Annotated in this window: 17 protein-coding genes; 7 read left to right on the top strand and 10 right to left on the bottom strand. The window is 75.9% G+C overall.

All coding sequences use genetic code 11. The features are described 5' to 3' along the window. Nucleotides 1-7 precede the first annotated feature (7 nt). Both ACI783_RS02320 and ACI783_RS02315 read left to right on the top strand, forming a co-directional pair. Complete coding sequence (locus tag ACI783_RS02320; protein ID WP_457138954.1) at nt 8-1156, top strand: exonuclease SbcCD subunit D; 1149 nt, start codon at nt 8-10, stop codon at nt 1154-1156. Further along, complete coding sequence (locus ACI783_RS02315; protein WP_457138953.1) at nt 1153-4113, top strand: AAA family ATPase; 2961 nt, start codon at nt 1153-1155, stop codon at nt 4111-4113. Before ACI783_RS02320 ends, ACI783_RS02315 begins: the two co-directional genes overlap by 4 nt. An 85-nt stretch (nt 4114-4198) precedes the next feature. On the opposite strand, the gene pseI is transcribed toward ACI783_RS02315, so the two are convergent. From pseI to ACI783_RS02295, 4 genes are read right to left on the bottom strand one after another with little or no spacing between them, the layout of a single operon-like run. Then, nucleotides 4199-5266, bottom strand: coding sequence for a pseudaminic acid synthase (pseI, locus tag ACI783_RS02310; protein WP_457138952.1), 1068 nt, complete (start codon nt 5264-5266; stop codon nt 4199-4201). Then, nucleotides 5263-5721 (bottom strand): hypothetical protein, encoded by a 459-nt coding sequence (locus ACI783_RS02305; protein ID WP_457138951.1) that lies wholly within the window; start codon nt 5719-5721, stop codon nt 5263-5265. The genes pseI and ACI783_RS02305 overlap by 4 nt, the downstream gene beginning before the upstream one ends. Nucleotides 5722-5768: 47 nt before the next feature. Next, nucleotides 5769-6431 (bottom strand): hypothetical protein, encoded by a 663-nt coding sequence (locus ACI783_RS02300; protein WP_457138950.1) that lies wholly within the window; start codon nt 6429-6431, stop codon nt 5769-5771. A 10-nt stretch (nt 6432-6441) separates the two neighbouring features. Continuing rightward, nucleotides 6442-7011: a GtrA family protein gene (locus ACI783_RS02295; protein ID WP_457138949.1), complete on the bottom strand. Its 570-nt coding sequence runs from the start codon at nt 7009-7011 to the stop codon at nt 6442-6444. A 117-nt stretch (nt 7012-7128) separates the two neighbouring features. On the opposite strand from ACI783_RS02295, the gene ACI783_RS02290 reads away from it, so the two are divergent. From ACI783_RS02290 to ACI783_RS02275, 4 genes are read left to right on the top strand one after another with little or no spacing between them, the layout of a single operon-like run. Beyond that, nucleotides 7129-7872, top strand: coding sequence for an SGNH/GDSL hydrolase family protein (locus ACI783_RS02290; RefSeq protein WP_457138948.1), 744 nt, complete (start codon nt 7129-7131; stop codon nt 7870-7872). 32 nt (nt 7873-7904) lie between these two features. Further along, the gene (locus ACI783_RS02285; protein ID WP_457138947.1) at nt 7905-9110 is read left to right on the top strand and encodes a 5-(carboxyamino)imidazole ribonucleotide synthase; all 1206 of its coding nucleotides are present in this window, start codon (nt 7905-7907) and stop codon (nt 9108-9110) included. Between the two features lie 23 nt (nt 9111-9133). Continuing rightward, nucleotides 9134-9637: a 5-(carboxyamino)imidazole ribonucleotide mutase gene (gene purE, locus ACI783_RS02280; protein WP_457138946.1), complete on the top strand. Its 504-nt coding sequence runs from the start codon at nt 9134-9136 to the stop codon at nt 9635-9637. Nucleotides 9638-9678: 41 nt separating this feature from the next. Beyond that, on the top strand, nt 9679-10833 hold the full coding sequence (locus ACI783_RS02275; protein ID WP_457138945.1) for an acyl-CoA dehydrogenase family protein: 1155 nt from the start codon (nt 9679-9681) through the stop codon (nt 10831-10833). 45 nt (nt 10834-10878) lie between these two features. Here ACI783_RS02275 and ACI783_RS02270 read toward each other — a convergent pair whose 3' ends face one another. The 6 genes from ACI783_RS02270 to ACI783_RS02245 form a co-directional block, all read right to left on the bottom strand. Beyond that, entirely contained in the window at nt 10879-12459 is a 1581-nt protein-coding gene (locus ACI783_RS02270; RefSeq protein WP_457138944.1) for a DUF6541 family protein, read from the bottom strand. A gap of 61 nt (nt 12460-12520) precedes the next feature. Further along, entirely contained in the window at nt 12521-14560 is a 2040-nt protein-coding gene (locus tag ACI783_RS02265) for a DUF6541 family protein (RefSeq protein ID WP_457138943.1), read from the bottom strand. A 429-nt stretch (nt 14561-14989) separates the two neighbouring features. After that, nucleotides 14990-17023: a DUF6541 family protein gene (locus ACI783_RS02260; protein ID WP_457138942.1), complete on the bottom strand. Its 2034-nt coding sequence runs from the start codon at nt 17021-17023 to the stop codon at nt 14990-14992. A 213-nt stretch (nt 17024-17236) separates the two neighbouring features. After that, entirely contained in the window at nt 17237-17767 is a 531-nt protein-coding gene (locus ACI783_RS02255; protein WP_457138941.1) for a GNAT family N-acetyltransferase, read from the bottom strand. After that, nucleotides 17764-18897 (bottom strand): PseG/SpsG family protein, encoded by a 1134-nt coding sequence (locus ACI783_RS02250; protein ID WP_457138940.1) that lies wholly within the window; start codon nt 18895-18897, stop codon nt 17764-17766. Before ACI783_RS02250 ends, ACI783_RS02255 begins: the two co-directional genes overlap by 4 nt. 5 nt (nt 18898-18902) lie before the next feature. Further along, nucleotides 18903-19625 (bottom strand): cytidylyltransferase domain-containing protein, encoded by a 723-nt coding sequence (locus ACI783_RS02245; RefSeq protein ID WP_457138939.1) that lies wholly within the window; start codon nt 19623-19625, stop codon nt 18903-18905. Between the two features lie 162 nt (nt 19626-19787). Between ACI783_RS02245 and pseB the strand changes: the two genes are divergently transcribed. Next, a complete protein-coding gene (gene pseB, locus ACI783_RS02240; RefSeq protein ID WP_457138938.1) occupies nt 19788-20771 on the top strand; it encodes a UDP-N-acetylglucosamine 4,6-dehydratase (inverting) in 984 nt (327 codons plus the stop codon). The last annotated feature ends 6 nt before the right edge of the window (nt 20772-20777 follow it).

Below are 20777 nucleotides of genomic sequence, written 5' to 3'. Positions count from 1 at the left end.
CGGGTCCATGCGGCTGCTGCACACCTCCGACTGGCACATCGGCCGGTCCCTGCACGGCACCGACCTGCTCGCCGAGCAGGAGGCGGTGCTGCGCCGGCTGGCCGACGTCGTCACGGGGGAGCGGGTCGACGCCGTCGTCGTCGCCGGCGACGTCTACGACCGGGCGGTGCCCTCGGCCGACGCGACCGCGGTGCTCGACCGGGCGCTGACCCGGCTGCGCACCGCCGGCGCCCAGGTGGTGCTCACCCCCGGCAACCACGACTCCGCCCGGCGGCTGGGCTTCGCCGCCGGGCTGCTGGCCGCCTCGGGCGTGCACGTCCGGGCGGCCACGCCTCAGCTCGACGAGCCGGTGCTGCTGGCCGACGCGCACGGCGAGGTCGCCGTGTACGGGCTGCCCTACCTGGAGCCGGAGGTGGCCCGGCACGAGCTCGGCCTGCCCGAGGCGCGCAGCCACGAGGCCGTGCTCGCCGCGGCGATGGACCGGGTCCGCGCCGACCTGTTCCTGCGCCCTGGCGCCCGGTCCGTCGTGCTGGCGCACGCCTTCGTCGGCGGTGGGGTGGCCAGCGACAGCGAGCGCGACATCTGCGTCGGCGGGGTCGACCTGGTGCCGGCGTCGGTCTTCGACGGCGTCGACTACGTCGCCCTCGGGCACCTGCACCGGCCGCAGACGCTGAGCCCGCGGATCCGCTACAGCGGCTCCCCACTGGCGTACTCCTTCGGTGAGGCCGGGCAGGAGAAGCAGGCCTGGCTGGTCGACCTGGACGCCGGCGGGCTGGCCGAGGTCCGGCCGGTCCCGCTGCCGGCGCCCCGGCAGCTGACCCTGCTGCGCGGCGGGCTCGCCGAGTTGCTGGCCGACCCGCGGCTGGCCACCGTCGAGGGGCACTTCGTCTCGGCCCAGTTGACCGACGCGGTCCGCCCGGCCGATCCGATGCGGCAGCTGCAGGGCAGGTTCCCGCACTGCGTGCACCTGGAGTGGATCGGTTCCGGCGTGGTCCCCGACGGGCGCAGCTACACCGAGCGGCTGTCCGGGCGCAGTGACCTGGAAGTCGCCGAGGAGTTCGTCAGCCACGTCCGGCAGGCGCCCCCGGTGCCGGCCGAGCGTGACCTGCTGGCCCGGGCGCTGGCCGCCGTGGCGCGCGAGGAAGCGGCGCAGTGAGGGTCCACCGGCTCACCGTGAGCGCCTTCGGGCCGTTCGCCGACCGGGTGGAGGTCGACCTCGACGACGTCGGCCGCGACGGGCTCTTCCTGCTCTGGGGCCCCACCGGGGCGGGCAAGACGACGCTGCTCGACGCCGTCGTCTTCGCTCTGTACGGCACCGTGCCGGGCGCGCGCGGCGAGGAGAAGCGGCTGCGCAGCGACCACGCGGGCGATGCCGTGCGCACCGAGGTCGAGTGCGAGGTCACCCTGGGCGGTGAGCGGCTGCTGGTCACCCGCCGGCCGGAGCAGCAGCGGCCCAAGCGCCGCGGCACCGGCTGGACCACCGAGCAGGCCCGGCTGACCGTCCAGCGGCTGACCGACGGCGGCTGGGAGCCGGTGAGCACCCGCATCGACGAGGGCTCGGAACACCTGCGCACCCGGCTGGGGCTCTCGGCCGAGCAGTTCTGCCAGGTCGTGCTGCTGCCCCAGGGCGACTTCGCCCGGTTCCTGCGGGCCGAGCCGGAGGACCGGGGGCGGCTGCTGCGCACGCTGTTCGACGTCGGTCGCTTCGCCCGGGTGGAGACCTGGCTCGACGAGCAGCGCCGTGCCGCGCGCGCCGAGCTCGACGAGATGCGGGTCCGGGCCAGCACGGTGCTCGCCCGGGTCGCGCAGGTCGCCGACGTGGAGGTGCCCGAGGAGCTGGCGCCGGAGCTGATCGGGGCGGCGCCGCCGGCGCACGCCGCCTCCTGGGTCCGCCAGGTGCTCGCCCTGGCCGCCGAGCGGCTGGCCGGGCACGAGGCGGCCGCCGCCGAAGCGGCCGACGCGGTGGCGCGGGCCGACGCCGAGCTGGCCCGGGCGCGGGCGGCGGAGGAGCGGCACGCCCGGCGCGACCGCGCGCGGGCCGACCTGGCCCGGCTGCAGGCCGAGGCGACCGAGCTGCTGCCGGTGCGGGCCGCCCTGGACGCCGGTACCCGGGCCGAGCCGGTCCGTGACGTGCTCGAGGCGGCGGGGCGGGCTGCGCAGGAGGCGGAGGCGGCCGAGGCCGCCCTGATCGCCGCGCGGCGGTCCTGGGCGGAGGTGGCCGCAGGTCGTCCGGCCGACCGGCTGCTCTCCCGGGAGCTCCGGGACGAGGCCGCCGAGCTGCGCACGCTCCTGCCCGAGGTCGACCGCGCCGCCGGGCTCGAGCGTGAGGTCTCGGCCGCCGCCCGCGACGTCGACGCGCTCACCGTGCGGTGCGAACACGGTGCGCGGGCGGCCGCCGAGTGGCCGGCGCGGCTGGCCGACCTGGAGGCAGCGGTGACGGCGGCGGCCGAGGCCGCCGCCGCACTCCCCGGGGCGACCACCGCGGCCGAGCAGGCGCACGCCGGCCTCGTCGCCGCCCGGGACGCCGCGGTGCTGACCGGGCACCTGGCCGTCCAGCGGTCGGAGGCCCAACGCGCCCGCGAGGAGTGGCTCGACGCCCGGGAGCGGTGGAACGACCTGCGGACGCGGCGGCTGGACGGCATGGCCGCCGAGCTCGCCGCGCAGCTCGCCGAGGGGGCGCCCTGCCCGGTCTGCGGCGGATCCGAGCACCCGGCGCCCGCGGTCGCCGACGGGCCGCCGGTCACGCGGGCCGACGAGGAGGCGGCGCGGGCCCGCACCGACGAGCGCGAGGCGCAGCACCTCGACCTGCAGCGGTCGCTGCAGGAGGGGGAGCAACGGCTCGCCGTCCTGCTGGCCCGGGCCGGTGGGCAGCCGCTGGCCGTGCACGAGCAGACGGTCGCCGCCGCCACCGCGGCCGAGCAGGAGCTGCGCGAGCGGGCGCAGGGGCTCGATGCCGCCCGGCGGGAGCTGGCCCAGCGGTCGGCGGAACGCGATGCCGCGGCGGCCGCGCTGGCCGACCAGCGTGAGCAGCTGGTCACCCGGCAGGCGCAGCGCGCCTCCGCCGAGCAGGCGCTGGCGGAGGTGCGCGACCGGCTGGTCGCTGCCCGCGGCGACGACCGGACCCTGGCGGACCGCATCCGCCGGCTCACTGCCGAGGCCGAACGCTGCGAGGCGGCGGTCGACGCCGAGGCGGCCGAGCTGCGGGCCCGCACCGCCGCGGCGAGCACGCAGCGGCTGGCCGCCGAGCGGGTGGCCCAGGCCGGGTTCCCCGATCTACTGGCGGCGGCCGGCGCGCTCCTGGACCGTGGCCGGGCCGCGGCGCTCGAACGGCGCATCGCCGAGCACGACCAGCAGTGGTCCGTGGCGACCGCCGTGCTGGCCGAGCCGGAGCTGGCCGACCTGCCCCCGCGGGCCGACCTCGCCGCGCTGACGGGGGCGTGCCAGGGCGCCACCAGCGCCCGGGAGTCCGCCGTCGCCGACCTCGCCGCGGCGCGCGGCTGCCTGTCCTCCCTCACCGACCTGGCCGCGGAGCTGACCGCGGTCGAGGTGGAGCTCGACGAGCGCCGCGCACTGGCCGACCAGGTCGCCGGGCTGGCCGACCTGGTGAACGGGCGGGGGGCCAACACGCTGCGGATGCGGCTGCAGTCTTTCGTGCTCGCCGCGCGGCTGGAGCAGGTGGCGGAGGTCGCCAGCCGGCGCCTGGCCGACATGTCCGCCGGCCGCTACCGCTTCCTGCACAGTGACGCCCTGGGCCGGCACGGTGCCCGGGGCGGGCTGGGGCTCGACGTGCTCGACGAGTACACCGGTGCGCGGCGGCCCACCAAGACCCTGTCCGGCGGCGAGAGCTTCATGGCCTCCCTCGCGCTCGCCCTCGGCCTGGCCGACGTGGTCACCGCCGAGAGCGGCGGGGTGCAGATCGACACCCTCTTCGTCGACGAGGGGTTCGGCACGCTGGACCCGCGGGCGCTCGATGCGGTGATGACCGTCCTCGACGAGCTGCGCCGCGGGGGGCGCACGGTCGGGGTGATCAGCCACGTGGAGGAGCTGCGTACGCGGATCCCCAGCCGCCTGGAGGTCGTCGCCGGCCGGGAGGGGTCCCGGCTGGCCGGCTGACGGCCATGCTCGCCGGCCAAGCCGGCCCCGCCCCGCGCCGTCGTCACCGGTCGTCCCGGTGCAGGCGCGGGGTGGGGTCCGGCGGTCAGTCCGCCGCTGGCGCGTCGAGCAGGTCCCAGCCGAGCGGGGTCCCGCCCCGGACCGCCCGGGCGAAGGGTCGGCCGACGACGTCCTCCCAGGTGCCCGGCAGCAGGCCACCGGCCGGGCGCAGGGCACGCACGGTCTCGGGCCCGACCACCTCGCCGGCGGCCACGTCCCGGGTCACCCACAGCGACCGGCGCAGGCGCGCGGTCGCCTCCTCGCCGGGCCGGATGCCGAAGGCAGGGCCCGGGGTGACCGCCGCGCGGGCGGCGGCGCACTCGCGGACCAGCGCGGCGAGCTCCGCAGGCTCCAGGGAGAAGGCCGAGTCGACCCCGCCACCGGCCCGGCTGAGGGTCACGTGCTTCTCCACCGCGACCGCCCCCAGCGCGACGGCCGCGACCGGCACGCCGATGCCGTGCGTGTGGTCGGACAGGCCGACCGGCACCCCGAAGGCGTCCCGCAGCACCGCGATGTTGGCCAGGTGGCTCTGCGCCGGGTCCGCCGGGTAGGCGGCGGTGCAGCTGAGCAGGACGACCTCGCCGGAGCCGGCGCTGCGGGCCGCGGACAGGGCGGCCTCCACCTCGCCGAGGGAGGCCATCCCGGTGGAGATGACCAGCGGCTTGCCGGTGGAGGCGGCCAGCCGGATCAGCGGCAGGTCCAGCAGCTCGGCCGAGGCGATCTTGTAGATCTCGCAGCCCACCGACTCCAGCAGCTCCACCGCCGCCGCGTCGAAGGGGCTGGAGAAGGGCACGAGCCCCCGGTCGCGGGCGTGCCCGAACAGCTGCTCGTGCCACTCGTACGGCGTGCCCGCCTCGCGGTAGAGGTCGAACAGGCCGCGGCCGCCCCACAGTCCGTGGTCGTCGGTCACCCGGAAGGCGGGCTCGTCGGAGTCCAGGGTCATCGACTCGGCGGTGTAGGTCTGGAACTTCACCGTCTGCGCACCGGTCTCGGCGATCGCGTCGATCGTCGACAGTGCCCGGTCCAGACTGCCGTCGTGGTTGGCCGAGAGCTCGGCGATCACCCACGGGCGGCCGGCCTCTGCGCCGGCGAGCAGCTCGGTCACCACGCTCATGACGACACCGCCGCGGTGGTGCGCTCGAGGCGCCGCAGCCGCTCCTCGTAGGCGGAGACCAGGGAGAGCCGGGCGCGCACCCGGGCGTGCTCCTCGCGGATGACCTCCACCAGCAGCCGTGCCTCCGGGAGGTCGCTCAGCTCGCCGGCGAGCACGACCGGGTTCTGGCGCTGCTCCAGACGCTCCTCGAACGCAGCCGCCTGCGGCGCGAGCCGGGCCAGTTCGTTGGCCGACCACGACGACTCGCGCTCCACCGGCTCCAGGCGCCGCTCGAGCTCACCGAGCCGCTTGTCCAGCTCGCCCTCGCGGCCGACGACGTCGTCCACGCGCTCGTGCGCGCGGCGCACGTCCTCGCGCAGCCGGTCCAGCTGGGCGTGCACCTCGTCGAACCGGCGGGCCACCCGCCAGGAGACGGCCTCGTCGATCCGCGAGCTCAACTTCGCGGGCAGCTTCACTGTGTTCCCTCCCTGTCGGTCCCCGGCGTCTCTCGGCGCGGGGACCGTCACGCCACGATGGTGGTACGGCCGCCGTCGACCCAGCTGCGGAACAGCCGGGACTCCAGGGCGATCCGGTGTTCCGGCCCCACGATGCAGTCGTCACCCGAGGCGTGCTGCCAGCGGGTCTGGTCGGGGTCGTCGACGAACGAGTAGCCGGCCAGCAGCACGTCGGCGTCCGGGAACGTCGTCCGGGCCCACCAGGCCGCCATGGTCCCGGTGGTCGCCCACAGTCCCTCGGCCCGGCTGTCCAGCCCCATCTCCGCCGACAGTGGGATGGTCAGGTCGTCATTGTCCACGTGCACCTGACCGAGGTCCACCGGCCACCAGGAGGGCACCAGCTCCGGCTCCCAGTGCAGTCGGCCGGGCTCGACCATCAGGTGCAGCCGGCTCTGGTACCCGGCGAAGAACCAGCGGGTCGCCCGCAGTGCCCGGTTGAAGAAGACGACGTCGGCCCGCCGCCCGTACGTGCCCGGGTCGCCGGGATCGTCGAGCCGGAAGCCGTTCACCCGGACGACCAGGTCGCAGGCGTCGACCGCCCGGGCCCGCTCGGCCGAGGGCTCCAGCGGCTTGTTGCCGACCACGGCCACGCTCCGGACCCGAGGGTCGCGGGCGTAGGCGACGGCGAGGTCACGGACGTGCGCCCGTCGGGTCGCGGACACCTGGGACACGACCGGCACGTTACCCAGGGCCCGCCTCGCTGCGGTCCCGCCGGCGGGGGGCCTGGGACCCGTGGGGCCACGGCGACGACTGAGGTGACGACGGGGGCGGTGGCAGGGGTGAGGGCGGGGGCGCCGGCTGGGGCTGGGGCGTGGCCGGGAACACCCACCGGCGGTAGCTGACGAAGCGCAGGACGGTGCCCATCGCGATGGACGCCACGTTCACGACCTGCAGCACCACGGCGTCCTGCTGGCCCAGGCCGTGCCGCACGAACGCCACCAGGGTCAGGCTCAGCAGCAGCGTGGCCCCGTTGATGGCGGCGAAGAGCAGGTACTCGCGGCGGACGCCGGTCCGCGCGCGGTGGGCGAAGGACCAGTTCCGGTGTGCGACGTAGGCGACGCTCATCGCCACCACGGTCGACGCCGCCTTCGCCGGGACGGCGTCCAGACCGGTGCGCGTGTACAGCAGGTGGAACAGGCCGACGTCGAGCACGAAGCAGGCGCCGCCCACGACGCCGAAGGCCGACAGCTCCTTGAGCAGCAGCCGCCAGGTCGAGCCCAGGCCACGGCGGAGGACTCCAGCAGACGGCACGCCCCGACTCTACGGACCGCCGGCCGCCCGGCGGCGGCCCCGCGAGGCGTGCCGCCGGTCGGCCGGGGCGCGCGGTGCGGACGTGCCCCGGGCCGGGTGTCGGTGATGATGGGGGTCATGCGCCGCGACGCCCACCCCGTCAGGCCCACCGTCCCCCGGGCCGCGTGGGTGCTCGCGCTGCTGCTGTCGGCCGCCCTGCCGGCGTGCGGTCTCGCCTCCGGCCCGGGGAGCGCTTCCCCCGCGCCGGGGGAGGGCGCCGGTTCCCCGTCGGTGACGGCGGTGTCCTCGGCGCCGGTGCCGTCCGATCCCGCCACCGCTGAGCCGATCGTGGTCGCGGTCGTCGGGGACTCGATCACCGCAGGTGCCGACCCGCAGGACACCGCTGCCGACCCGGGCGACCGGTCGTGGCTGCCCGGCGCCGCCGCACCGCCGCTGGAGTTCGGTCCCGGGTACGCGGTGCCCGGGATCACGACGGAGCAGATGCGCGACGAGGTCACCGCTTACGACGCCGACGCGCTGGTCGTCCTCGCCGGCACCAACGACGTCCAGTTCGACGTCCCCTGGGAGCGGACGCGGGAGAACCTGGTGCAGATCGTGGAGACCGCCGACGTCGGGCGGGTGCTCCTGGTCGCCGTGCCCCCGCTGGACAGCCGGCCGGCCGACGTGGTCGCCCTCAACGGCCGGCTGGCCGACCTCGCCGACGACCGGGGCTGGGCGTTCCTGGACCCGTGGGTGGGGTTCGCCACCGAGGGGTCCTACCGGCCCGGGGCCAGTGCCGACGGCATCCACCCCGACCCCGTGGTCGCCTTCGCGGTCGGCCGCGAGATCCGGGAGCAGCTGCTGTCCGGAGCGGCCGGCTGATCGCCGGCGGTGGCCCGCTAGCGTTGTGCCCGATGGCCACCTCCCTGGACCCGCGCACCGGCCTGCCCGTGGTGGCGATGGTCGGCGGTGGGCAGCTGTCCCGGATGACCCACCAGGCCGCGGTCGCGCTGGGGCAGTCGCTCCGGGTGCTGGCCGCCGACCCCGCCGAGTCGGCGGCCCTCGTCGCCGCCGACGTGCAGCTGGGCGACCACCGGGAGCTGGCCGACCTGCGCCGGCTGGCCGAGGGCGCCGCCGTGGTCACCTTCGACCACGAACACGTGCCCACCGAGCACCTCCGCGCGCTGGAGGACGCCGGCCACCGGGTCGCACCGGGCCCCGCCGCGCTGGTGCACGCCCAGGACAAGCTGGTGCTCCGCCGGGCGCTGGCCGCCGCCGGGGAGCCGCAGCCGGCCTGGGCCGAGGTGCGCACGGTGCACGACGCGGCCGCGTTCGCCGAACAGGTCGGCTGGCCGGTGGTGCTGAAGACCCCACGTGGCGGCTACGACGGCAAGGGCGTGTTCGTCGTCTCCGGCCCCGGCCAGGTCGCGGACCTGCTCGAGCGGCACGGCACCCTGCTCGCCGAGGAGCGGGTGGCGATGACCCGGGAGCTCTCCGCTCAGGTGGCCCGCTCCCCGTTCGGCCAGGTCGCGGTGTGGCCGGTGGTGCAGACGGTGCAGCGCGACGGCGTGTGCAACGAGGTGTACGCCCCCGCCCCGGGCCTGAGCGAGGAGAAGGCGACCGCGGCCCAGGAGCTGGCGGTCCGGATCGCCGACTCCCTGGGCGTCGTCGGCATGCTCGCCGTCGAGCTGTTCGAGACGGCGAACGGCGTGCTGGTCAACGAGCTGGCCATGCGGCCGCACAACTCCGGGCACTGGACCATCGAGGGCGCCCGCACCAGCCAGTTCGAGCAGCACCTGCGCGCCGTCCTGGACTACCCCCTGGGCTCCACGGCGATGACCGCGCCGGTGGTCGTGATGGCCAACGTGCTCGGCGGCGACGCCTCGGCCGACGACTGGGCCGGCCCGGGGCTCGACGAGCGGGTGCACCACCTGATGGCGCACTGGCCGGACGTGAAGCTGCACTGGTACGGCAAGGGCCAGCGCCGCGGCCGCAAGCTCGGCCACGTCACCGCGCTGGGGGACGACCTGGCCGAGGTCCGGGCCCGCGCGGTCGCCGCCGCCCGGTACCTGGCCGACGGCGTGGTCGACGACGCCTTCGCCTTCGAGACCGAGCACTGACCCGAGGAGCAGGGAGCCGTCCCGTGAGTGACCCGATCGTCGGCATCGTCATGGGCAGCGACTCCGACTGGCCGATGATGGAGCCCGCCGCCGCGGCGCTGGCCGAGTTCGACGTGCCGTGGGAGGCGCACGTCGTCTCCGCGCACCGCACCCCGCGCCGGATGCTCGACTACGCCGCGACCGCGGCCGGTCGCGGGCTGCGCGTGGTGATCGCCGGGGCCGGGGGAGCGGCGCACCTGCCCGGGATGATCGCGGCAGCCACCCCGCTGCCGGTCATCGGCGTGCCCCGGCCGCTGGACCGCCTCGACGGGCTGGACAGCCTGCTGTCGATCGTGCAGATGCCGGCCGGCGTCCCGGTGGCGACGGTGTCGATCGGCGGAGGGCGCAACGCCGGCCTGCTCGCCGTCCGCGTCCTGGCCACCGGCGACGACGCGCTGCGGGCACGGGTGGAGCGGTTCCAGGCCGACCTGGCGGCGTCCGTCGTCGCCCGGGACGAACAACTCCAGGAGCGTCTCCCGCGGGGGTGAGTCCTCTTCTGGACGACGCCCGCCGGCCCTATTCTCTACTCGTGGGTAACAACGCTGCGCCGTACGCGCTCACCGACGAGCACGAGGCCGTCCGGGAAGCCGTCCGGGAGATCGCCGAGCGCGAGATCGCGCCGTTCGCCGCCGAGGTGGACGCCGAGTCCCGCTACCCGGTGGAGGCGCAGAAGGCCCTCACCGCGGCCGGCTTCCACGCCACGCACCTCCCGGAGGAGTACGGGGGCGAGGGCGCCGACGCGATCGCCACCTGCATCGTCATCGAGGAGGTGGCCCGGGTCGACGTCAGCGCCTCGCTGATCCCCGCGGTCAACAAGCTCGGCTCGGTCCCGGTGATCCTGTCCGCGTCCGAGGAGCTCAAGCGGCAGGTGCTGCCGTCGATCGCCGCCGGCGACGCGATGATCAGCTACGGCCTGTCCGAGCGCGAGGCGGGCTCCGACGCCGCCGCGATGCGCACCCGCGCCCGGCTCGAGGGCGACAGCTGGGTGCTCAACGGCACCAAGGCGTGGATCACCAACGCCAGCGTCTCCGAGTGGTTCACGGTCATGGCGGTGACCGACCCGGAGAAGGGCGCCAGCGGCATCTCCGCGTTCGTCGTGCACCGCGACGACCCGGGCTTCGCCGTGGGGCCCAAGGAGAAGAAGATGGGGATCAAGGGGTCGCCCACCTGCGAGCTGTACTTCATCGACTGCACCATCCCGGCCGACCGCGTCGTCGGGGAGCCCGGCACCGGCTTCAAGACCGCGCTGCGCACCCTGGACGTCACCCGGCCGACCATCGGCGCCCAGGCCGTCGGCGTCGCGCAGGGCGCGCTGGACGCCGCGGTCGCCTACACCAGGGAGCGCCGCCAGTTCGGCTCGGCGGTCGCGGACTTCCAGGGCGTGCAGTTCATGCTCGCCGACATGGACATGAAGGTGCAGGCCGCCCGGCACCTGGTCTACGTCGCCGCGGCCGCCGGGGACGCCGGCCGTCCCGACGTCACCCGGGTGTCCGCCGCGGCCAAGGCCTTCGCCTCCGACGTCGCGATGCAGGTGACGATCGACGCCGTCCAGCTCTTCGGCGGCGCGGGTTACACCCAGGACTTCCCGGTCGAGCGGATGATGCGCGACGCCAAGATCACCCAGATCTACGAGGGCACCAACCAGGTGCAGCGCATGGTGATCGCCCGGGCTCTCCTGAAGTAGGACGTCGACCGGCGTTCCCGCTGGTCGAGGCGGTCGCCCGTCCCGTCATGCGCTCGGGCCCGCCTCTGCCTCGGCGAGCCAGGGCGCGTAGTCGTGGGCGACCCGCTGCTCACGGATCGGCGCCGTGCTGAGTGAGACCAGCGCCAGGAATACGACGGCGACGGCGCCCAGCCAGGGGTCGCGGGAGCCCGGCCTGCGGGCGCCGCTGGTCCGCGCAGCGACCAGTTGCACCACTGAGTGCACGGCGATGACGGTCAAGGGGGCCCCGGCCACCGCGAGCAGGGTGGAGATCCGCAAGGGGTCGTCGTACCACCAGGAGGTGAGGGCGCGACGGAACGGGTCATCCGGCACGGCGCTGGCCGCGACCACGTAGGCGAACACGGCCACCAGCCAGGACAGCAGCCACGGCCGGAGCGCGGCCCTCCGCGCGGCGGCGAAGGCACCCAGGACGACCAGCGCGCCCAGCAGCCAGGACGGTGACCGCACTCCGAACACGGCCTCGCTGAGCGGGGTCTCGAGGAGAGCCTCGCCGACCGCCTGAGCAGCCGGCATCATCGGGGAGGCGCCGGGAGGGCGGCCGGCTGTCACGTACACGAGCGTGACCGCGGCGGCGGCCCCCGCAGCCGCCGTGCCGATCATCTCAGCCCCGGCGCGGCGCGTGTCACCGCTCCGCCACAGCCTGCGCCAGCGTCCCGTGGCGGCGCCCAGCACGAGCGGCGTCCCCAGCGCGGTGAGCGAGACCAGTGCAGTCGGGTGGGACACGGCGGCACCGGCCACGGCGACGAGCGCGACGGCGCTGTCGCTGAGCCGGAGCGTGCGTCCCCGCAGCAGCTGGAGCAGCGCGCCGAGCAGGGCGGGCAGCATGCCGGTCGCCCAGGCGAAGGGCCACAGGGTGCCGAACGTGACCACGAGGGTCGGCAGGCTCACGAAGGCGGTGCCGGCCAGCAGGCCGGACGGCGCGGCCCACCGCCACCGGGGGAGCAGCACGGCACTGCAGTAGGCGGTCCCCAACGGCACCACCAGACCGGCCAGCACCAGCGAGCTGGCGTTCCCGGCGAGGAGCGCGTCCGCGCCACTCAGCTGCATGCCGACGGAGACGACATCGTGCCAGCCGGCGGGGTTGGGAGGCAGGCGCCCGGCATCGACGCCCGGACCGCGGCTGAGGACGAGCGCGGAGGCCTCGCCCGTGGCGGCGATGTGGCGCAGCAGCTCGTGGTGCGTGAACGCGTCCGGGGTGATCGGACCGCGGGTCAGACCACCCATGCCCGCCCGTAGGGGGATCGCGGTGAGCAGGAAGGCGAGCGCGGTGGTCACCCAGGCGGCGATGTGGTTCCGCCGGGTGCCCCGGGGGGTCCGGAGGTGTTCGGGCGCGCCGAGCAGGCGATGGAGCAGGGCCGCCACGGCGACGGCGGCAACGGTGCTCATCAGCGCCGCCGGCCACGCCCAGGCGAGTCCCACCAGGCCCGCGCCGACGGCCCCGAGCACCAGCACGGCTGTGCTCACCGCAGGCGCCAGCGCGGCCAGGGGCAGCCCTCGCACGCCCAGCACGTACAGCGCAGCGGCCCCCGGGCCGAACGTCGTCAGCGCGACCGACACGAGGGCCAGGACGACGGTCAGCCAGCTCACGAGGGGTCCTCCGGGGTGCAGGTGCGCAACGTGCGGGAGCGGGGGCGCCGCGGGGCGCCCGTCACGGCCGGTCCCGGCATGCCGTCACCTCGTACAGCCGAGCGCGCCCCTCGTGGTCCACGAGCCGAACGGCGTCGGAGTGGGCCAGCCCGGTCAGCCCCGGGTAGGAGAGGCCGCGGCCGTCCCGCCAGAGCGGGGCGCCGAAGTCGAGGGCATAGCCGACGTCCAGATCGGCGAGGGCGCGGCAGACCTCCGGGTCGGTGCTCGCGTGCCTCAACCCCTCCGCGACGATCTTGGCCTCGTCGGCGGGGCGGGCGCCGAGCTGCGGGACGAGGACCGGCACGCCGGCGACGGCGTAGGCCAGCCCCGAGCCGTCCCACGGGTTCGCGGCGACGCGGGTGCCCTCGGGCACGGTCGAGGGCAGCCGCTCGAGCAGTGTCATCTCGTCGGCGGTCAGGAGGGTCCCGCGCAGCGGGTCGGTCGGGAGGTCGTGCTTTTTGGCGAGTCCCGCGTACAGATCGGCCGAACTGCTGTCGGCCGCGGAGATGCCCAGGCAGCCGACCAGCAGCAGTCCGAGGGCGACGAGGCGCCCGTCGCGGGCTGGCTGTCCGGGACGGGCAGCGAGGGCGGCCTCGGCTGCCGGGCGCACGCGGTCGGCGAGCCAGGACAGCGCGACCGCCGCCAGTGGGAGCGCGGTCACCGGGATCAGCACGGCCAGCCGGGCCGAGTCGTTGTACCAGAAGCCGGTGAGCTGCTGGCTGAGCTCGGAGTCGACCGAGGCCGCGAAGACGAACGGCACCGCGCTGAGGGCGTGTGCGACGACGAGCCAGCGCAGTCCCCGCCGCCGTGCGGCCACCCCGATGCCCAGGACCGTCAGGCCGGCCGCCACCCACGGGATCGCGCGACCGAGGGGAGACATCATGAGCCACGACCCCACCGCCTGGCTGGGGGTGGCGAGCGCAGGCCAGTCGCTCGTCCGCATGGCGGCCAGCACCGACGACCGGTCCACGGCGAGGACCACCGCCGTCACGACGGTCGCCGCGACGACGACCGCGAGTGCGGTGACCGTGCGCCGCCCCGCCGACCAGCCGTCCCGGATGGCCCGGCCGGCGCGGGCGAGGAGGAGGGGCAGGACGATCAGCGTGCACGACAGCAGCACCCCGGGGTGGGCCAGGAACAGCCCGACGGCTCCCAGGCCCGTGGCGGCGGCCAGCGCGGGTCCCCGGAGGGCATACGCCGGTCGCTGCTCCGCGCCGCCGCCCATCGAGGTGAGGCCCATGTGGGCCAGCGCGATGACGGCCGGCATGAAGGAGATGCCCAGCAGGAACGGGTAGAGGACGCCGAAGTCGAGCATGCGCGCCGGGAACAACCCGATGCCCGGGATGATCACCGCGACGCCCAGCACCGCACTCAGCCGCGGGCCGACCAACTGCCGCACGAGCGTGAGCATCGAGACCGGCCACACGACTGCCCCGACCACGAGTCCGAGGGACTGGGTGGCGGCGACGACGTCCCCGTCGAAGGCCACCAACGCGGCCAGGTCGTGCCAGGCGGCCGGGTAGAAGCCACCGTCGCCCGTCCCCCACCCGGCCAGCCGGAGTGAGGACCCCTCGCCGCTGTCCAGGACGTACCGGGTGGTGTTGAGGTGGAAGACGGCATCGAACGTCTGAGATACCCGGTCGGGCCCACCCAGGGCCGAGGCGAGCCGGTAGGCGAGCCAGAGGCTCGCGAGGACCACGGCCCCCGGCAGCAGGAAGGCCCGTGGCGACAGCGCTGGACGTGAGGTGGCTCCCGGTCCCGACGGCCACGGCGCAGGCCGGTCGGCTCGACGTCGGCTCGACCGGCGCACTCCCCACGTGGTCAGTGCGGTCAGCGCGGCCACCACCGTGGTGCTGACGACCACCGCCGGCAGTCCGAAGTCGCTGCCGAGCAGCACCGCCGCGACCGCCGTCGTCGCGACGATGCCCACCGAGGGTGCCGGCGCGAACAGCAACGCGCGCCCGGGCGCTGCCCCTCCGGCGGCGAGCACGACAGCGCCCGGTACGAACAGGACCACCAGGGCCATCACCATGTGCGGGACGGCGGGAGCCCAGGCGCTCACGCGGCGCACCGATCAGTGGAGCCTGACCATTGGCGCCTCGACGTGGGCCTGGTGACGCTGGGGACCGCCGTTCCCGGCTCGGTCGTGCACACGCGCTTCGGTCTCCCGGATTCGCCGGTCCCGTGGGCCGGATGGGATTCGTGCTGGACTGCCCCGTCGGGGGCCGGGTGGGCGGAGTCCGTGCGTGCACGGCGCTGCTGTAGCGCCCAGGTGCCCGTCCGGAGTGGGTGCCCGCAGCACCGCTGCCAGCGTCTCACACGTTGCCGCGGCGACCTGGGCCGAAGCGCTGCCGCACCGGCCCAGGCGCCCGGACCGCCTCACGGTCACCTCGCGCACCGTCATCACCACCGGGTCAGCCGCCCTGAGGGTGGTGGAACCGGCCTGGCGCGACCGTGCGACCGGGCACTCCGGGGCACCACGGAGAGCGAGTCACCCGCGCGGCGGCAGTTCTCCGCAGGCGGTGACCTCGTACAGCCGCGCGCGGCCGACGCTGTCGACGAGCTCGATCCCGGGCGCGGACGACAGCCGGGTCAGCCCCGGGTAGGCCAGCGAGTGGGGGTCGGTCCCCACCGGCGCCCCGAAGTCCAGGGCGTACCGGATGCCCAGCTCGTCGAGGGCGGCGCAGACCGCAGGGTCGGAGGCGACCTGGTTGAGCCGCTGGGCGACCACCTCCGCGGCCTGGCCACCGGGGTAGGCGTCGAGCTGGGCGACCAGCACCGGTACGCCGGCGACCGCGTAGGCCAGACCCGACCCGTCCCAGGGGTTCGCCGCGACTCGAGCCCCGGCGGGCAGCAGCTCGGGCAGCCGTTCCAGGAGGTCCCGCTCGTCGGCGGTCAGGAGCGTGCGGTCCACCGGCTGGGTGGGCACCCGGTACGTCTCCGCCAGTGCGTCGTACCGCTCCCGGGTGAGGCCACCGGCGGAGACGAGCAGCAGGACGGTCACCAGCAGCGTGCCGCCGACCGGCACGACCCAGGGAGCGAACCGCCGGGGGATGCGATCGGCGGCGGCCAGCAGTGCGCGGCGCGGCCAGCGCGCCAGCCAGGCGAGCGCCACCCCGGCCAACGGCAGGCCCGTGATGGGCAGCACGGCGGCGAGGAGGGCCGGGTCGTTGCCCCATGCGCCGGTCAGTCGCTGCGCCAGGTCCGGGTCCAGCCCGGCGGCGAGCACGTAGGGGACGGCGCACAGGACGTACGCGGCGACCAGCCAGCGGAGTCCGCGGTGGCCGGCCGCCACGCCGATCCCGGCCAGAGTCAGCAGGGTGACCACCCACGGTGCCAGGCGGCTGGACGGCGACATGGTCAGCCATGCGCCGACGGCCTGGGCCGGGGTGTCGGCGCCGGGCAGGTCGACGATCCGCGTCAGCTCGACGTCCGGTGCGGTGCCGACCCAGATCAGCGCCCCGCAGGCCAGCAGGACCACGCCCACCGCGATGACCACCGCGTTGAGTCGGCGGCCGACCGCCCAGCGGCGGCGGGCCGACGAGGCGCCCGCGGCGAGCAGCAGCGGCAGCAGCACCAGCACCGCGGAGGCGAGCGCCCCTGGGTGGGCGAACAGGAGGCCCAGCACCGCGGCGGCCGCCGCGATCAGCAGGTGGACCAGGTGCGCGGCGGGGCGGGGCAGGACCGGGCGGACGACCATGCCGACGATCGCGACCAGCGAGGGAGCCAGCGCGATGCCGAGCAGGAGGTCGTAGGAGACCCCGTACTGCAGCATCCAGGCGGGGAAGAGCCCGACGGCGGGCAGCAGGGCGCCCACCCCGAGCAGCGCCGCCCAGCTGGGGCCGACCAGCTGGCGCACCATCAGCAGCACCGACAGGGGCCAGACGACCGCGCCCACGACGAGGGCCAGCGCCTGGGTGGCGACCGGCACGTCGCCGCCGATCGCAGCCACCAGCGCGGCGAGGTCGTGCCAGGCAGAGGCCGCGAAGCCGCTGCCGCCGGTGTCCCAGCCGGCCAGCCCCAGCGAGGAGCCGTCGCCGGTGGCCAGGACGTGTCTGGTCGTGTTCAGGTGGTAAACGGCCTCGATGGTCTGGGAGATCCGGTCCGGCGCACCGATGGCCTCGGCCAGCCGGCGGGTCAGCAGCACCGCGGCCAGCACCCAGGCCAGCGGCAGGGCGTAGTCGCGCGGCGATCGGGACCGCGGCCGCCGCGGCACGGCGGTCGTGGCCGGGGCCAGTGGGGGGACGACGCCGGCGCCACGAAGCCGGCGCGCCCCGCGGGCCAGCACGGCGCCGGCCACGGCCGCGCCGGCGGTGGCCAGCAGGACCACCGGGATGCCGAACCGGACGCCCGCGACGTCGGCCACGATCGCGGTGGTCGCCACCAGGCCGACCGACGGGCCGGGAGCGAACAGCACCGCGCGCCGCCAGGGCGCCCCCGAGGCGACCAGCACGGCGGTGCCGGGGCCGAACACCAGCAGCACCGCCAGGAGCCAGTACGGGACCGCGGGACCCCAGGTGCTCATGCCGCGACCGGGCCGGTGCCGGCGTCAGCGGGGACGGGGCAGGGAACGAGGGCGCTGGCGCTCACAGCGGACCCCCTCTGGGACGTGCGCACGCGCTGCGGTCTCCTGGTGTCCGTGGTTCCGCGCCCCCGTGGCGCCCACTGCCGGCCGACCGGAGGGTCGCCCGACGCCGGCACGTCCGCCGGGCGACCGGCAGACGCGGAGGCGGGCGCGTCAGCGCCGGGTCAAGCCTCGCACATAGCGTGCGTGGTCCCCGGTCCCGACGGGCGTGGCGCGGTACCCGTTGCGCCGGAAGAGCTGGTGGGACCCCTCGTTCCCCGGCAGCACCACCGCCACCACCTCCTCCGCGGCCGGTTCCGCGACCGCCAGCCAGTCGTCGGAGGCCCGCAGGCTCGCGCCACCGAGCCCGCGGCCGCGCATCCCCGGCGCGACGGTGATCGAGACCTCCCAGCGACGCCGGTCCGCGGGCGAGTCCGGCGCCGGCAGCAGGTCGTAGCGGGTGGTGGCCACCGGCTCCGGCGGCTGTCCGGCTCCCGCCGCCCGCTCCAGGACCAGCAGGTGCCGGTCCGGGTCGGCCAGCACGGCCGCCAGCCAGCGTGCGTGGCCGTCGGGGGTGACCTCGTCCGGCGTCCGGGACCAGCGGCGCACCTCGGGGTCGTTGCGCCAGTCCAGCAGCATCGCCGCATCGGCCGGGGTGGCCGGGCGCGCCGCCAGCGAGGGGGCGGGGTGTCCGGTGGTCGTCATCGGCGGGTGCCCTCCGCGGTCGGGGTCGTCGTGGTGGTCGGGGTGCTGGTCGTGGCGGGCCGGTGCCGGACCGCGCCGACGAGCGCGTCAGCGACCCGCTCCGCGCCCTGTCCGTCGGTCAGCTCCGCAGCCCGCCGGGCGACCGCGCCCAGCGGGGTGCCGGAGACGAGCCGGCGCAGCCGCTCGCCCAGCAGCCCGGGGTCCGTGACGGGACGGTCGGCCAGCGGCAGCACCGCACCGCGGGCCGTGAGCTCGCGGTAGGCCGGCAACTGGTTGGCCACGACCGCCACCACGGCGGTCGGCCGCGCCAGGCAGCACAGCTCCCACAGCGTCGTCCCGCCGGCGGAGACCACCAGGTCGGCCAGCAGCATCTCCTCGTGGATCGCGGCGACGTGGTCCAGGACGGTGATCCGTGGCCGGTCGGCCGGGAGCGCCGACCGCCCGGCGGCGGGCACCACCGCCCGCACCTCGGCCTCGGGGAAGGCCAGGGCGGCTGCGGACGCGCCGACCGAGGCCATCCCGGCGGCGTCGGTGCCGCCGAAGAGCGACAGGACGCGGCGGGGGCGCTCCGGCAGCGTGGCCGCGGAGCGGAGTGCGCTCGCCCGGTGCGCGGCGAACTCCGGCCGCAGCAGCGCGTGCTCCGGGCCCGCGAGGACCCGGGTGCCGGCCGGGTAGGGGAGCCCCTCGGCGCCGAGGCCCGGGTTGACCACCAGGTCGGCGGTGAACGGGCGGTCGGCCAGGTCGTCGAGGACGGCCAGGGTGGCTCCGCCGGCGCCGAGGACCCGGTGCAGCGACGTCAGCCACGGGCCGTCCACGCGGTAGCTGTCGACGACGACGACGGCGCCGGGCCCGCCGGCGGTGCGCGCCACGTCCGGCGCCGCCCACGGGCCCACGTCGACGTGCCACCCGGCGGCGACCACCGACTCCACCGCCCGTGGCACCGAGTCCGGCGGGAGGGCCACGCGCACGTCGGCGCCGCGGTCGGCCAGCACACGGGCCAGCGCGGTGGACCGCACGAAGTGCCCCAGTCCGGTCACGGTGGCCGCATCGCACAGGAGGGTCACGGGGCGGCCGGCCCAGGCGCCGCCCGCGGCCCGCGCCGCGGCGGTGGTCCCGCTGCCTCCGGTCACGGCGCTCAGCCCGCCTCGAGGGGCTTCTGCACCACGTCCGCGTTGAGCGCGACGAGGTCGGGCCGCGCCCGCAGCAGCGCGACGACCGACCGCCACGGGTGCGGGCCGGGGCCCAGCTCGGCGGCCACCGCCTCGATCAGCTCCGCGTCGGCCGGGGTGTCGAGGGTCACCCGCAGGTCGTCGGCGCGTGGCGCGACGACCACCCCGGTGAGGCGGAACCGCTCCGGGTCGGCGTACAGCCCGGAGGTCACGTGGGTGCGGTGGTGCCCGGTCGCCGTCCCCGACACGGCACGCAGCGCGGCCACCGTGGCCAGCTCGACGTCCAGGCCGCGGGGCAGCGTGCGCTCCAGCGTGGTCGCGACGTAGTCCTGGGTGGGGTCGGCGCGCCAGACCCCGACCGTCTGGGCGATGAGGGCCGGGTCCAGGAACGGGCAGTCGGCGGTGAGCCGGACCAGCGCGTCGGCCGGGTGGTCGTCGGCGGCCTGCAGGAACCGGGAGAGCACGTCGTCCTCGCTGCCGCGGGTCACCGACACGCCCAGCCGCGCCGCCTCCTCGGCGACGGCGTCGTCGCCGGGCAGGACGGAGGTGGCCACCACCACCTCGTCCACGCCCTCGGCGGCCCGCGCGGCGCGGACGACCCAGCCCAGCACCGAGGCGTCGACCAGCGGACGGAGCACCTTGCCGGGCAGCCGGGAGGAGCCGGTGCGGGCCTGGACGACGGCGTTCACCCGTCGGTGTGACACTGGGGGTACCCCTTCCGGGAGGGTGTGCGGCACGGGGGGATCCCCCGGAGCCGGGCGAGCCCCGGCGTGGCTCGTGCCATCATGCTGCGTCATCGGGTGGTGACGCTCACCGCCCACCGACGTGTCCGTGCTGACTAGGAGTGGTTGATGTCCGTCCTCGAGGGATCCTCGATCTTGGTGACCGGGGGCACGGGATCCTTCGGCAAGGCCTTCCTGCGCTACCTCCTGGACAACGAGGACCCCCGCCGGGTCGTCGTGTTCAGCCGGGACGAGCTCAAGCAGCACGAGGTCCGCCGGCTCTTCGACGACGACCCGCGGCTGCGGTTCTTCATCGGCGACATCCGTGACCGGGCGCGGCTCACCCGCGCCATGGACGGCGTGGACCACGTGGTGCACGCCGCCGCGCTCAAGCAGGTCGACACCGCCGAGTACAACCCGTTCGAGTTCGTCCAGACCAACGTCAACGGGTCGCAGAACGTGATCGAGGCGGCGATCGACGCCGGGGTGGACAAGGTCGTCGCCCTCTCCACCGACAAGGCGTCCAGCCCGATCAACCTCTACGGCGCGACCAAGCTGTGCGCGGACCGGATGTTCGTCAGCGGCAACCACTACGCCGCGCACCACCGCACCCGGTTCGCCGTGGTGCGCTACGGCAACGTGATGGGCAGCCGCGGCAGCGTGATCCCGGTGTTCCGCGACCTGGCCGCGCGGGGCCAGTCCCTGCCGATCACCGACCAGCGGATGACCCGGTTCTGGATCACGCTGCCCCAGGCGGTGCAGTTCGTGATCGACTCCTTCGACACGATGCACGGTGGGGAGATCTACGTGCCCCGCATCCCGAGCATGCGGGTGGTCGACCTCGCGGAGGCCGTCGCCCCGGGTGCGCCGACCCACGAGATGGGCATCCGGCCGGGGGAGAAGCTGCACGAGGAGATGATCGCGCCGGACGACTCACGGCGGACCGTCCTGGTCGGCGACCGGTACGTGATCATGCCCTACGTCGCGGGCTGGGGGTACGAGCCGCCGGCCGACGGGGTCCCGGTCGAGGACGGCTTCACCTACCGGTCGGACGTCAACGACCTCTGGCTCGGCGTCGAGGAACTGCGCGACCTCGCCGACCGGTACGCCTGATCGGAG

It is taken from the genome of Modestobacter sp. SYSU DS0511, from assembly GCF_054050755.1.
The sequence above is the reverse complement of the archived record's forward strand: the minus strand, read 5'-3'. Positions and strand labels throughout refer to the sequence as shown.